The following is a 13,219-nucleotide window of genomic DNA, read 5'->3' on the forward strand; positions in this document are numbered from 1 at the left end:
GTACAAGACCAGGAAGGACAAGGACGACAGCAAGGCAGAGCCGAAGAAGTCGGTCAAGGTGACCATCCACACCGCCGATCCGGCCGCTGCGAAGAAGGCCTTCGCCGATGCCGAGGCGGTGATAGACGGCGTCCTGCTGGCGCGCGACCTCGTCAACGAACCGGCAAACGTGCTTGGGCCGGTCGAGTTCGCTGCCCGCGCCAAGGAACTCGAGGCGCTAGGCGTCAAGGTCGAGATATTGGCTGAGAAGGAAATGAAGAAGCTCGGCATGGGCTCGCTGCTCGGTGTCGCGCAAGGCTCGCCGCGCGGCGCCCGCATGGCGATCATGCAGTGGAACGGCGGCAAGCCGAAGGACAGCCCGATCGCCTTCGTCGGCAAGGGCGTCACTTTCGACACCGGCGGCAATTCCATAAAGCCGGCCTCGGGCATGGAGGATATGAAGGGCGACATGGGCGGTGCCGCCGCCGTCACCGGCCTGATGCATGCGCTGGCGGCCCGCAAGGCGAAAGCCAATGTCGTCGGTATCATCGGACTGGTCGAAAATGCCGTCGACGGTCATGCCCAGCGTCCCGGTGATATCGTCACTTCGATGTCGGGCCAGACCATCGAGGTGCTCAATACCGATGCCGAGGGCCGCCTCGTGCTGGCCGATGCGTTGTGGTACTGCAACGACCGCTTCCAGCCGAAATTCATGGTCAATCTGGCGACGCTGACCGGCGCCATTATGGTGGCGCTCGGCCAACATTATGCCGGCCTGTTTTCCAACAATGACGAGCTGGCCGAAAAGTTGTCGGCGGCGGGGCAGGCGACGCAGGAACGGCTGTGGCGCATGCCGCTCGGTGCCGAATACGACAAGCTCATCGATTCCAAGAACGCCGACATGAAGAACATCGGCGGCCGTTTTGGCGGCGCCACCATTGCGGCGCAGTTTCTGCAGCGCTTCGTCAAGGATACGCCATGGGCTCATCTCGACATTGCCGGCACGGCGATGGGGGCGCCGTCGAACGAGATCAACCAGTCCTGGGGTTCCGGTTTCGGCGTCAGGCTGCTCGACCGGCTGGTGCGCGATAATTATGAGCAGTGAACGGGTTCAATCACTATAGGCTGAAGCGATGGCCGACGTCCTGTTCTACCACCTGACCGAATCGACGCTGGAGGATGCGCTGCCAGGCCTCCTGGAACGCAGCGTCGACCGTGGCTGGCGCGCCGTGGTGCAGACAGGCACGGAGGAACGCCGCGATGCGCTCGACCAGCATCTGTGGACCTTCCGCGACGATTCGTTCCTGGCGCACGCAACCGATCGTGAGGCTCATCCCGGTGAACAGCCGATTCTGTTGACCACCGGCGACGGCAATCCCAACGACGCCAAGATTAGGTTCCTGGTCGACGGTGCGGTGCCGCCTGACCTTGGCGGCTACGAGCGCGCGGTGTTCCTGTTCGATGGCCACGATGCCGCCCAACTCGAGGCGGCGCGAGGGCACTGGAAGGTGATGAAGAGCGCTGGCCACGCCGTCACCTACTGGCAACAGACGCCAGATCGCCGCTGGGAGCGCAAGGCTTAAGGCAGGTCGCCTGAACGTCAGGCGACATGCTTGACCTGTGGCGTGTCACGACAATATCTACTGCTTGGCCTTGATCCGGTTCATTTTCGTTGTGACGTAGTCGCCGTATTTCAATTTCATCGACTCGTCCGACCGGTTTCGACGCGAGCTCTTGAAAACGTACCATTCGCCATCAGGCGATTTACGCTTGTAGATAACCTTGCCCACTTGGCGATGCTCGAAGCAGGTCATCGAGCCCTTCACCCCCCAGGAGCCATGCCATTGCGCGCGGTAGCAGAGCTTGCCGCCGCCGGGAATGAACCACATGCCGTCGCCATAGCCCGACTTGCCCTTGTCGTGAGTCCAGGCATCGAACTGCCTCTGCTTGACGGCAAAGAACCCGGCGCCCTTCTTGCCCCACAGCCACGAATGGTTCTGATAAATCTGGTAGACGCCTTCGTCAGGAACGACTGTGGCTTTTTGCGCCTGCTCGGCGATCCTTGTCGCCGTCTTGGCCGTCGCAGGAACCTGAAAGGCAAGAACAAGAACGGAGCAGGCGAATGCCGCTCCGAGATAATTTCCCACTACCCGTTTCACGAAACTTCTCCACAGACTGATTTACGCCACGCCTCAACCCTCATCCCGAACCGCTGGTTCGAGATGGATCATGATCAAACAAGGAGATTGGAAATCGATCCCGATCGCGTCGAGATCGATCAGCACGATGCGTCTACGGCAGGACGTGCTGGGTCACCCTCCAGTCGGGCAGACCATAGCCACCCAGCCACGGCCACACTTCCTTCTGGTTGAAGTAGACGACCGAAGTCAGCGCCGGGAACTCCGCGTAGGATTTGCGGGAATCTTCCTGCCATTTCGAGACATAGTCCTGCTTTCCGACATAGCCGAGTTCCGCAACGACGATCGGCTTGTTGAACACTGCAACGCGGTCATAGCCGGGCTTCAGCAGCTCAGCGAAGGTACGGTCATGACCGGCCTCGTCATTGTCCTTTTTCTGCAGACCGAACACCGACAGGCCGATGACGTCGACATAGTCGTCGCCGGGGTAGTATTTTTCCAGACCCTCTTCGCCCTTGGGCGACCACATATACTTGGCGGCGGGGGCAGCCTTGCGGCAGATATCCACCTCGCGCTTGTAAGCGGAGATCCAGTCCTTGGGAGCCCAGTTGGCCCAAGTGAAGCGGCCGTTCTTGTCTTCCATTTCCTGAGCCCAGCGAATGGTCACCGGGCTCTTCATCTGTCCCACCAGGCCGCAGATTGCCTGCATGTTGGCGTCATATTTGCCGCTCAAAATGCCGTCGCGCAATTCGGGCGGGGTGATGCGCCAGTCCTTCGACCAGGTCCACGGCTCAACCGTAATCAGCAGCGAACGTCCGCGTTGCAGCGCATAGGCGTCGGCAAGCGGCAGCGTCGACAGGTCGACGTCTTCCCAAGGCAGGAACAGCTCTTCGATGCTGGCACTCTTGTCGGCGCTGAAGTCGCCGTAGGGATCATAGGATCCGAACGCCGAGGCGGCGCTGCTCGTTTGGAAGGGGTCCGTCGCGGCTACCGAGCCAGCGCCTCCTGCCGTGGGGAACGCGGCGCTTCCGCCCAATGCCAGCGCGATTGCGAGTGCTTTTACTGTGGAGTATTTCATGTCGATCTCCCATGGCCCCAACCACTTTCGGAAGTTAAGGCTTCGCCCGTGCGCATCGATGCCTGATCGACACGACTACCCAAAAACCGATCGGCTCTATTTGGCAGAATCTGCGGGATTTCGGAGCGACCCCATTGGCGGATGTGCGAACCTGGCACAGAGCCACCCAAAATTACCTCTCAAGCCCCTATACAGGGGGGCGTTCGAGAGAAAGTTCGCCGCGATACTCACAAATTCGCGTCAAAATCCCGATATATCATCCCTGGCTAATTTAAGAGCCGGTCAGGGCCAAGAGTCAAGCACAATTAACGGTTGCTTAACCTTGACGACCGCAACATGGTTAACGGCTTTGGCCGGATCCCCTCCGACTGCCTCGACCCGTCGGTGAATTTCCAGCACCGAAGAGTTTGCCGGCTCGCCGCCAGACTGACTGCTCGGTAGCGGCTATTCCTCCCCCGATACGCATTAGGTTAACCAAATCTCAAGAATCATATTCAACAAACAATTAATTTAGTTGACGCTAAGAAAGCATTAGCTAATTCTATCCTGGGATTTTGGGAGCTTCCAGCCACCTTGTCGGCGGAAGCCCAAAGTGGCGGGCGAGTAAGTGTATGAGTGCTTCCGTGCATGATGGCGTCGTCGGCCATAAGAGCCGACGGGCGCATCGATCTGAGGCGGCTCTGGCAGTCACTGCGCAGAAGGGACCCTTTCTGGTGCCCGTGCTGTCGGCCTTTCAGCAATGGATCCTGAGACTGGCGCTGGCTTTCTGGTTCTGCACACTTGGGTTTTTCTGGATCTGGTGGCTGAAGCCGGAGCATGTCGAACATCTCGGGCCATACACGTTCGCAACACTCATCCTGGTATGGCTCACGCTCATGCCGTTGTACTTTCTATTGAACGTGCATGCGTCGAAAAAACCGTCCAAGCTTCACACGATCCCGAAGCGTTCGCGGGTCGCGATGGTGGTCACCAAGGCCCCCTCCGAACCGTTTGCCGTCGTTGCGCGCACGCTCGAAGCGATGCTGGCACAGGATTACCCGCACGATACCTGGCTGGCCGACGAGGATCCCTCCGAAGAGACAGTTCGCTGGTGCGACGCTCACGGCGTGATGATTTCGACGCGGCGCGGCAGGCAAGACTATCACCGCACGACATGGCCACGCCGGACGCGCTGCAAGGAAGGCAATTTGGCGTTCTTCTACGACCACTATGGCTACGAGCGTTACGATTTCGTCGCCCAGATGGATGCGGACCATGTACCGACGCCAACCTATCTGAGGGAGATCCTGTTTCCCTTCGCCGATCCCTCGGTTGGCTATGTCTCGGCGCCGAGCATCTGCGACAACAACGCCGCCGAGAGTTGGGCGGCGCGCGGCAGGCTGTTTCCGGAAGGGATGTTTCACGGACCGCTGCAGTCCGGCCATACGGGCGGTGGAGCTCCGCTCTGCATCGGCTCGCATTATGCCGTGCGGACCAAGGCGCTGAAGCAGGCGGGCGGTCTCGGTCCTGAACTGGCGGAAGATCACTCCACCTCCATGTTGATCAACGCGGCCGGATGGCACGGCGTGCATGCGCTCGACGCCATCGCCCATGGCGATGGCCCGCAGACCTTCGCCGACCTCATCACCCAGGAATTCCAGTGGTCGCGCAGTCTGATGACGATCCTGCTCGAATATTCGCCGAGCTATCTCCCAAAGCTGTCGCCGCGGCTGAGATTCCAATTCCTCTTTTGCCAGCTCTGGTATCCGCTGTTCGCCGTCTTTGCGTTGCTGATGTACGTCATGCCGGTCTATGCGCTGTCTACCGGGCGCAACTTCGCCAATGTCATGTATCTCGACTTTTTGTTCTACTATCTGCCGAACGCGGTCGCGCTGGTTGGCCTGGTGATGCTGCTGAAGGCGTTCGGCCTCTCGCGCCCGATGACGGCCAAGACGATCAGCTGGGAAGGCACGCTGTTCCTCTTCTTCGCGCGTTGGCCTTGGGTGCTGGCCGGCACGTTGTCGTCGATCCGCGACTATCTGACCAAATCATTCGTCGATTTCCGCGTCACGCCCAAGGGCAGCGGCCCCAAGCACCTTCTGCCGGCTCGCGCCCTCACTCCCTATGTGGCGCTGGCCATCGGCGCGGCACTGCCTGTCCTGCTCGTTGAGCACCCCTTCGATGCCACCGGCTTCTACTGGTTCGCCGCCTTCAACGCCTTCCTCTACGGGCTGCTGGTTGTTGTGATTGTCGTAAGGCACGTCATCGAAAACAGGATTCCGTTGCGCGCCAATGCGGCGAAAGTCGCCTTTCAGGGGTCGCTTGCCGTGCTGGCGCTGATCGTGCCCGCCGCGGGCTTCTACGATCGCGGCATGGAAGGCGTCTACGGACTGCAGCAGGGCGCCGGTGGCCTGCGCATCGTGCGCATCGCCTATGTGGTTTCCGGCGCCGGCCAGGGCAACATCGGTGGCCGCAATTTCTACTTCGATCCAGGTTGGGAAACGCGGCGCTGAATGCTGGAGGCGTCCGCGTAGCGGGCCGGCACTCTGGACGGCTGCAGGCACGAGCCCAAAGATCAAACTTTAATTATATCCGATCGATTGCCGAAAGGCCGCGTTCATCGTGTCGTTTGCATGATCTTTAATAAGTTTCCCCTAATATACAATCCATGATGTGAGCGGCGATAGGCTGCTCGCGTGGCGCGGAAGCCAAAAAAGCAAATAGATCTCCGCGCTGCAACGAATTATATTCGTGGTAGGGGACAATGATGAACAAAGGTATGGAAAGAAGGGCAAGGATCGGCGCGAAATATGCTTGTGCATTTGCCGCCGTTGCATTGATCTCGATACTCTCAGGTTGCCAGAGCAAGGACGCGACCAAGACCAGCTCGATCGGCACAAAGTCCGTGGTGCATACGCTCGGCAAGAAGGTGCACGACGTCAAGAAGAAGCGGCTGCATCTGTTCAACCGCAAGCCGCTCACACAGACGACCATGGTGACGCGTACGAGGGAGGAGGCCTATGCGGCCTTCGTGCGGCCGCAGCGGGTCGGAAGGCCGGCGCCGGTGAAGGTCTCCTACCGTCTGGGCAATGGCGGCCCGTTCCTTGGCCGTTCGCCTTGGATTTGTGGCCCGAGCGGTTTCGGCCAGCGCGCCAGCTGCCGTTCGCGCTACTAGACCATCAGACCTAAAAGTGGCGGCGCGATTTGAATGAAGGATCCGCCGCTCTTGTATTCGCCAGGGGGCGCGAGTCGAGGGCGAGAGGTTGGCGCAGACGTTGCGCCTTGCCTCTTGCCCTCAGGCCGCCATTCCTGGGATCAATGAACCCTGCCAGTCCGCCGTCGGCCTGAAACCAAAATCCCTCCCAGCAAGCTATCGATGAAGCCACTGCCCCGGTCAACGCTGGGGACGGAGAGCCTCGATGGCGTCCCGATCACCTCATGATGGCCGGCTCGGGCGGAGCCAGCCGTCATTGTCACTGCGCGCCGGCTGTGGCCGCGCGACATAGGCCGATGCTCCATTCGCTTCGTGATAGACCCGTGCCAGCATTTCAGCCAGTACGCCCGACGTCACCATCTGCACCCCGGCGATGAGCAGGAAGAAGCCGGTGAACAGCATCGGTCGCGTTCCAATGTCTTCGGCGAAAAGCAGCTTCAGGCAAAGCAGGTAGGCAAGGATCAGCGAACCCAGAGCGCCAAGCACGATGCCGATGCCGCCGAAGAAGTGCCCGGGCCGCGTGCGATAACGCATGAAGAAGTACATGAAGACCAGATCGAGCACGACCCTGAAGGTGCGCGAAATGCCGTATTTGGATTGGCCATGGATGCGGGCGTGATGCGTCACCACTTCCTGCGCGATGCGTCTGGGGGTCGTCACCGTGGCCAGCCATGCCGGGATGAAGCGGTGCATCTCGCCATAGAGCTTGACGCTGCGGATGACGTTGCCGCGATAGACCTTGAGGCTGCAGCCATAGTCCTTGAGGCGCACCCCGGTGACGCGCGCGATCAGCGCGTTGGCGATGCGCGAGGGCAGCCTGCGCATGAAAAAACCTTCCTGGCGATCCTTGCGCCAGCCCACCACCAGGTCGAGATCCTCGCTCAACAGGCGGTAGACCATACGCGGAATGTCGTAGGGATCATTTTGCAGGTCGCCGTCGATCGTGGCGATGACGTCGCCGCGCGCTGCGTCGATACCGGCCTGCATCGCGGCGGTTTGCTTGTAGTTGCGCACCAGCTCGACCGCATGCACATGCGGGCCGTAATGCGCCGCCAGGCGCCTGATCTCGCTCACCGTCGCGTCGGTGCTGCCGTCATCGACCAGCACGACCTCCCACGGCTGGCCGTAGCGTTCCATCGCCTGGTGAATCCGCACCAGCAGCGGTTCGACGTTCTCGGCCTCGTTGTACATGGGCACGACGATGGACAGTGTATGGTCCGGCATCACCGCGCCGTCAGGCAGTCCCGAAGCAGGGATGGGCAATACGCTCATAGGGATGGCTTCCTTGCAGGGCCGACGGCCGGGTTCCCCGGCAGTGTCGATTTCGAGGGAAACAGCCAGGCGATCGCACCCGTGGCGATTGCCGAGCAGAAGATGAACAGATGCAATGCCAGCGCTGCCTGAAGGCCGCTCTTCATGGCAATGCCGGAGGTGAGCAGCGCCGCCGCTGCACCCGCTTCGTAGGTGCCGAAGCCGGCGACGCCTTGCACCGGTAGTATGGCGGCGCCTTCGGCCCCGACGACGCCTGGAAAGGCGGTCGAAAAGGATGTCCCCAGTAGCATTGCCAGCAACCATCCCTGCACAGTGAGCTTCAGCGACCAATTGGCGATCGTCCACCACCAGCCATAACGCGATCGGCCGGTCGCCTCGGTGAAGACATCGCGCAGCCTGCCGAGTTTCGCCACGATCTTGCCGCGGCCTGCCCAGTCATGCGGCGCACGCGCCCAGCGCGGCAGGTACCAGGCGGCAGCGATTACCGCGGCCACGCCCGCGATTCTTATCGCCGGATGCAGGCCCGGCCACACAGCCAGGGCCAGCACGCCGACGACGAAGGCGTCCTGCAGCCTGAACCACAGCAGCGAGGCGCTGGCACGCATGATCGGTATGCCGAAGACCTGGCGCAGGAGCAGGGGAAATGCCGTCTCGCCGCCGCGGAAGGGCACGACGTTGATCATCGCATTGTGGATCAGAATGACGCGCAGGCAGGCGCCGAAACGGCCATGCACCTCCTCGCGGAACTCGTCGCAGACGCGCAGCGCGCGCAGCACGTAGGTGACGAACAGCGCAAGCGCCACGGCCGCGAAAGCGCCGGGCGTGATGCTCGCGAAAGCATCGCCCACCATCTTCCAGCGCGAGTCGCTGGCGACCCACGCTAGTAGGGCCAGGGTCACGATTATTGAGATTGCTCTTTTCAACCAATTCTCCGCCGGTTTCCACCGCCGAGTTCAAATGGCAGCACCGCGTGGTGCCCGAGTATCCCTACCGCCATCGGGGATCGGTTCGCCTGGCCCACCGGCTTGCCGAGTTTCGGCAGGAGAACGCGACCGCCGAACCGTCGGGACAATATCCTGTCCAAGGCCCACAGCCCCAGACTGTCGCGGTTCTATGGACGGCTGATCCTATAGACCAGCAAATCGTCCGAATCCACAAGCTTGGTTGCGGTCTTGCCGAGATAGTCGATGACCCCGTCATGATGCTCGAGGAACAGCCGGTCCTGCTTGTCCGCGGCGTTCTTGGCCGTGCCGAACAGGTCCGCGCCTTGCGCGCGCAATTCCTCGAGCTGCGCGATCGCGGTGGCATCGTCCGCTACGAATTTCGACCATTCGACATCGCCGCCGCCAGGCGGGAACACCCAGCCGCGCGCTCTGCTGTAGTAGACGGCGACGGGATCGCCGACCTCGGGCGCAATGGCGACGACGAGGTCGCCCGGCTGCGCTAACCGCGCCAGTTCGTCGCCAAGCAGCTTGCCATTCATGGCGATCGGCGTCTTCATTGTTCTGACAAGGGGAAAAGTCGACCAGACCAGCGTGACGGCCGCGATGCAGATCGCGCGCAGCACGACCGCCGGGGACAAAACGGGTCCCGATGCAAGCGTTGCCAGGAGAAACGCGCCGCGGCCGCAGAACATCGCGAATGGCACATGGAAGATGTGGTAATTCCAGGGATTGCTGGTGATCTCGCGCGCTGCCGCCAGATAGATGACGATGGCCGCAGCCAGCCAAACATAAGGGATGGCCGAAAGAGTGCGTTGCTTGGGGTCTTCGACGGGTCTGGGCGGCAGCCAGAAGCCGATCGCGATCAGCACCATGAACGGATAGCCGTAGAACCACCAGACTGAGGTGTTCCATACGGATTTGAAGTAGAAGCTGTTCCTGAAGAATGTCCAGAAACCGGAATCCCAGATATAGCCGCTGCCCGCGACATGAAACGGCGGATAGCTGCGGCCGAGATAAATGGCCCAGCTGAAATAGGCGCCGATGATGGCCAAGCTCAAAAGCCCCAACAGGAAGACCTTGGCCGCCTGCTTTCGCTTGTTCTCAAGAACCCAGGAAACCATGAGGTAGAAGATGACGGCGCCGGCGGCGAGGCCCGGCGGCTTTGCCAGCACGCCGAGCGAGAAGCTCGCCGTGGCAAGCGGCAGGAGCCAGCCGCTGCCGCCGGCCCAGTATTTCGCGAACAGCCAGACGCCGAGCGTCACCAGGGCCAGCATCGCGGGATCGGGAAGAAACGAGCTGTCGATCATGATCGCCGCCGGCATCAGCGCGTAGGCAAGCGCCGCGGCGTGAGCGTGGGTCTCGTCCCAGCATAACGCCGTTAGCCTGTGCAGCGAAAACACCGTCACCAGACCGAAGAAGGCCGCTACCATGCGGCCGAACCAGTCGTGCCAGCCGAAGAGTTGATAGAGCAGGGCGGTCAGATAGCTGACGATCTGGAACTCGCGGCCCTGATAACTTGGCCCGGGTCCGGTCCAGCTGACCTCCGGAAAGAAGATGTTCCAGCTGCGCTGCTGGAAATTGTCGGCCATCATTGCCGTGCTTACCTCGCGCCAGCTGAAGGCATCGACGAGTGGCAAGGTGATGTTGTGGAACCTGAACACGACCGCAATGAACAGGATGCCCAGCAATATCGCCATGTTGGGGCTCAGGGTGCTGCTAGCAGCCATCTCCCGGTCGCTTGACTGCAGGTATTGCTGACCTTCGGCCTGATTCAACTCCGGGTCGTCCGTCATTTGAAACCGCGTCCTCCCTAACGTCTGCGGATGTTGCTTTTGAGCGCGATTGTCGGAGGTGGAGGAATATACGACGCAATTCTTAATTTTGACGATTGCGGCTGCGTGTGTCTCGAATAGTTGTTGTTTATCCGCTTGGCGAAGGTTGACATCACCGTTCTCGCGACTGTTAAATAGTTTCCTAGGCTGTCAGAGCGCTGATAGTGCTACCTTGGGCCAAACAGGCATGCGCACGCCAATTGTACCGACAGATCTGACCAGATTGCCGCCGCTTTGCGTCGACCGTCGGCAACACAGACCCCGTCGGTTCGCAAGTTGCACGCAGCTTATGTTTCTCCTGGCTCTCTGCGGCCAGACGGCGCTTTCGGGAACAGCGCACGCGGCTGCCGCCAAAGACAGCGGACCGGCGCAAGCGGTTGTCGCCACCGTTCCGACTGCCTACGAGCTGTCGCTTCTTTACGCCGATCGCACATGGGTGTGGAAAAACGGAGCAGCCTATTTCGCACAGGGCAATCGACGCCTCGAGGCCTGGACGTCCGGGCCGGACACGGCATCTTTCGCGGCGGGCAGATGGCTGGTCACCAGCAACGGTAAGATGTGCATGGAACTCGCCTGGCGGTCGAAGGGCTACACCGGCAAGCAAAAACGCACCTGCTACAGCCACCGGATTCAGGGCGGGAACATCGAGAAACGCGAGGATCCGGATGGGGAATGGTACAGTTTCAAGCGATCTCCCGAGGATGCTTCCGACGAATACCGGAAATTCGAAGTCGGTAACCCGAAGGGCGCGCAGTTCGAAGAGACCCGCAAGCTGGTCGATTCCAAAAATTAGGTACGCAGCCGACCCATCCTGACGAGTTGAACAAAATCACTCAATCCCGCTTTCGAGAGCGGACTGCAATTGCAAGGCACCTGTCAGGGATCTGGCGAATCGCTTATGGTAAGACATCAAGCAGTTCGGCTGGAGCCGTAGGCGCGCGGATCGCTGGTTGATGGCATCCAACTTTATCTGACAGAACGACGAGACGATGGGCCCTACCATACGGTTTTGATGAAATTTAATAATTAGTGATGTCTAATATTTACGAGTGATGTGCGAGTGGTCACTCATGCGGCGTGAGAGCGGCGAAGCATAGTATGTCGCGATGCGCCCTTGGCTTATACTTGATAGCAAGGGACACATGATGAACAATTCAGCGATGGGTGCAGTCAACCCAAGCAAAAATATCGTATCTATTAGAAATATCGTGGTTATCGTTGCGGCCGCGGCGATGATCTCTGTGGTTGCAGGGTGTCAGAGTATGGATGCGACCGAAACCAATTCGGTCCTCGTCAAGCCTGTGGTCCACGCCATCCGCAGCCAGCCCGTGCAGGCCGGATTTCTCGTGCGCTCGCTCCGGGCCGACCTTCCGATCCAGATGACAAGCACAACAGGAACCGAAAGTGCCTACGCCTTTGCACCACCGCAACGGATCAGAGCCAGCACGCCGGCGCCGGTGAAAATCTCGTTCAATCCTGGCGATGGCGGCACGTTCTCGGGCGGCTCGCCTTATATCTGCAGCCCTAGCGGGTTTGGCCAGCGCGCGAGCTGTCGCCCCCGCTATCTCTGACCCGTCGAGCGGCGACCGACGTTGCCGCCCTGGCTGGCGGCAGTTTCATTGGCCTGGTCTTCAGTCCGAAAAAAGGAGCGGCCGTCCTGACAATCGTGTCGATGTCTGAAAGTTCCGGCACAAAGCCAAGATGTTCGCGTGCGCTTCCCGGATCGGCGTAGAGCTCCGCCGGATCTCCGGCGCGCCGGCTTCTGAACACTGCCGGTACCGGTCTTGACGTCATTCGGCCGACCGCCTTAACGATTTCCTTGATGGAGACGCCTCGCCCGGTGCCGAGATTGACCGCCAGGCTTTGCCCGCCACCCTCGAGATGCATGAGCGCTTTCAGGTGGGCGCGGGCCAGATCGGTGACGTGGATATAATCCCTTACGCAGGTGCCGTCCGACGTGTCGTAGTCGGTGCCGAAAACCTCGATCGCGTCGATGATGCCCGATGCGGCCATGAGCACTCTGGGAACCAGGTGGGTTTCCGGCGAATGCCACTCACCAAGCTCGCCGTCGGGATCGGCGCCACAAGCGTTGAAATAGCGCAGGATAGCAAATTTCATTCCATACGCGGAAGCATAGTCGCCGATGATCTGTTCGCCCATCAGCTTGGAGCGCCCGTAAGGGCTGATCGGATTTTGCGAGGAGGTCTCGCGAACGGGCAATACTTCCGGCACGCCGTACGTCGCACAGCTGCTGGAGAAGATGATGTTTTCGACCGAACAAGCGCGTGCGGCATCGAGCACCGCGATGGTGCCTGTCACATTGGTTGAATAATATTCGGCCGGCTCGCGAACGGACTCTCCGACATAGGCCAGCGCCGCAAAATGGATCACAGCCGTCGGCCGGTGCGTTTCCATCGCCCGCTTCAATGCATCCCGATCCCGGATATCGCCGACGACAAGCGGGCCCCAGGCGACGGATCTCTCGTTGCCGCGGCTCAGATTGTCGAAAACCACCGGCATGTAGCCGGCGGAGGCCAGCTGCTTGCAGGTGTGGCTGCCGATGAAGCCGGCTCCACCCGTCACCAGGACTGCCGGCCGGCTCATGAGGCGGCAGCTCCTCTGGCAATGCGGTTTCCGTAGAGCAGGGTGTCAAAATACTCGACGGTGCGCGCGAGCCCTTGGCTCAAGCTGATTTTCGGCTCCCAGCCGAGATTGGCCTTGGCAAAAGAGATGTCCGGCTTGCGCTGCCTGGGATCGTCGACGGGCAGCGGCCGATGCACGAT

At 60.6% G+C, this 13,219-nt stretch carries 12 protein-coding genes and 1 pseudogene; 6 read left to right on the plus strand and 7 right to left on the minus strand.

Annotation, left to right across the window (positions count from 1 at the left end):
- Positions 1-1,084 (plus strand): leucyl aminopeptidase (locus EN964_RS09355; protein ID WP_127276316.1); only part of this gene is annotated, 1,084 nt, incomplete at its 5' end.
- Between the two features lie 28 nt (positions 1,085-1,112).
- A complete protein-coding gene (locus EN964_RS09360) occupies positions 1,113-1,562 on the plus strand; it encodes a DNA polymerase III subunit chi (RefSeq protein WP_023813773.1) in 450 nt (149 codons plus the stop codon).
- 57 nt (positions 1,563-1,619) lie between these two features.
- Here the strand turns inward: EN964_RS09360 and EN964_RS09365 are convergent, their stop codons facing one another.
- Positions 1,620-2,138, minus strand: a complete 519-nt coding sequence (locus EN964_RS09365; protein WP_127267685.1) for a DUF995 domain-containing protein — start codon at positions 2,136-2,138, stop codon at positions 1,620-1,622.
- A gap of 133 nt (positions 2,139-2,271) precedes the next feature.
- Positions 2,272-3,195, minus strand: coding sequence for a glycoside hydrolase family 26 protein (locus EN964_RS09370; protein ID WP_127267684.1), 924 nt, complete (start codon positions 3,193-3,195; stop codon positions 2,272-2,274).
- Between the two features lie 611 nt (positions 3,196-3,806).
- On the opposite strand from EN964_RS09370, the gene EN964_RS09375 reads away from it, so the two are divergent.
- The gene (locus tag EN964_RS09375; protein WP_127267683.1) at positions 3,807-5,687 is read left to right on the plus strand and encodes a glycosyltransferase family 2 protein; all 1,881 of its coding nucleotides are present in this window, start codon (positions 3,807-3,809) and stop codon (positions 5,685-5,687) included.
- 254 nt (positions 5,688-5,941) lie between these two features.
- On the plus strand, positions 5,942-6,349 hold the full coding sequence (locus EN964_RS09380) for a hypothetical protein (protein ID WP_127267682.1): 408 nt from the start codon (positions 5,942-5,944) through the stop codon (positions 6,347-6,349).
- Positions 6,350-6,610: 261 nt separating this feature from the next.
- Here EN964_RS09380 and EN964_RS09385 read toward each other — a convergent pair whose 3' ends face one another.
- The 3 genes from EN964_RS09385 to EN964_RS09395 all read right to left on the minus strand — a co-directional run bounded on the left by EN964_RS09385 (position 6,611) and on the right by EN964_RS09395 (position 10,397).
- A complete protein-coding gene (locus EN964_RS09385; protein WP_236383117.1) occupies positions 6,611-7,612 on the minus strand; it encodes a glycosyltransferase family 2 protein in 1,002 nt (333 codons plus the stop codon).
- A gap of 44 nt (positions 7,613-7,656) precedes the next feature.
- Positions 7,657-8,583 (minus strand): lysylphosphatidylglycerol synthase domain-containing protein, encoded by a 927-nt coding sequence (locus tag EN964_RS09390; RefSeq protein ID WP_127270649.1) that lies wholly within the window; start codon positions 8,581-8,583, stop codon positions 7,657-7,659.
- A 188-nt stretch (positions 8,584-8,771) separates the two neighbouring features.
- Complete coding sequence (locus tag EN964_RS09395) at positions 8,772-10,397, minus strand: glycosyltransferase family 39 protein (RefSeq protein ID WP_127270647.1); 1,626 nt, start codon at positions 10,395-10,397, stop codon at positions 8,772-8,774.
- A gap of 328 nt (positions 10,398-10,725) precedes the next feature.
- Here EN964_RS09395 and EN964_RS09400 point away from each other — a divergent pair, with 328 nt between their 5' ends.
- The gene (locus EN964_RS09400; RefSeq protein WP_127270645.1) at positions 10,726-11,229 is read left to right on the plus strand and encodes a DUF995 domain-containing protein; all 504 of its coding nucleotides are present in this window, start codon (positions 10,726-10,728) and stop codon (positions 11,227-11,229) included.
- 352 nt (positions 11,230-11,581) lie between these two features.
- Positions 11,582-12,007 (plus strand): hypothetical protein, encoded by a 426-nt coding sequence (locus EN964_RS09405; protein WP_306250209.1) that lies wholly within the window; start codon positions 11,582-11,584, stop codon positions 12,005-12,007.
- Here the strand turns inward: EN964_RS09405 and galE are convergent.
- Together galE and EN964_RS09415 are read right to left on the minus strand one after the other, a co-directional pair.
- Positions 11,961-13,040: a UDP-glucose 4-epimerase GalE gene (galE, locus tag EN964_RS09410; RefSeq protein WP_127270642.1), complete on the minus strand. Its 1,080-nt coding sequence runs from the start codon at positions 13,038-13,040 to the stop codon at positions 11,961-11,963. The genes EN964_RS09405 and galE overlap by 47 nt on opposite strands.
- Positions 13,037-13,219: pseudogene (locus tag EN964_RS09415) on the minus strand (SDR family NAD-dependent epimerase/dehydratase); the annotation flags it as partial. The pseudogene EN964_RS09415 and the gene galE, both read right to left, overlap by 4 nt.

Origin of the sequence: Mesorhizobium sp. M7A.F.Ca.CA.001.10.2.1 (assembly GCF_003998575.1) — a bacterium.
GTDB lineage: Bacteria > Pseudomonadota > Alphaproteobacteria > Rhizobiales > Rhizobiaceae > Mesorhizobium.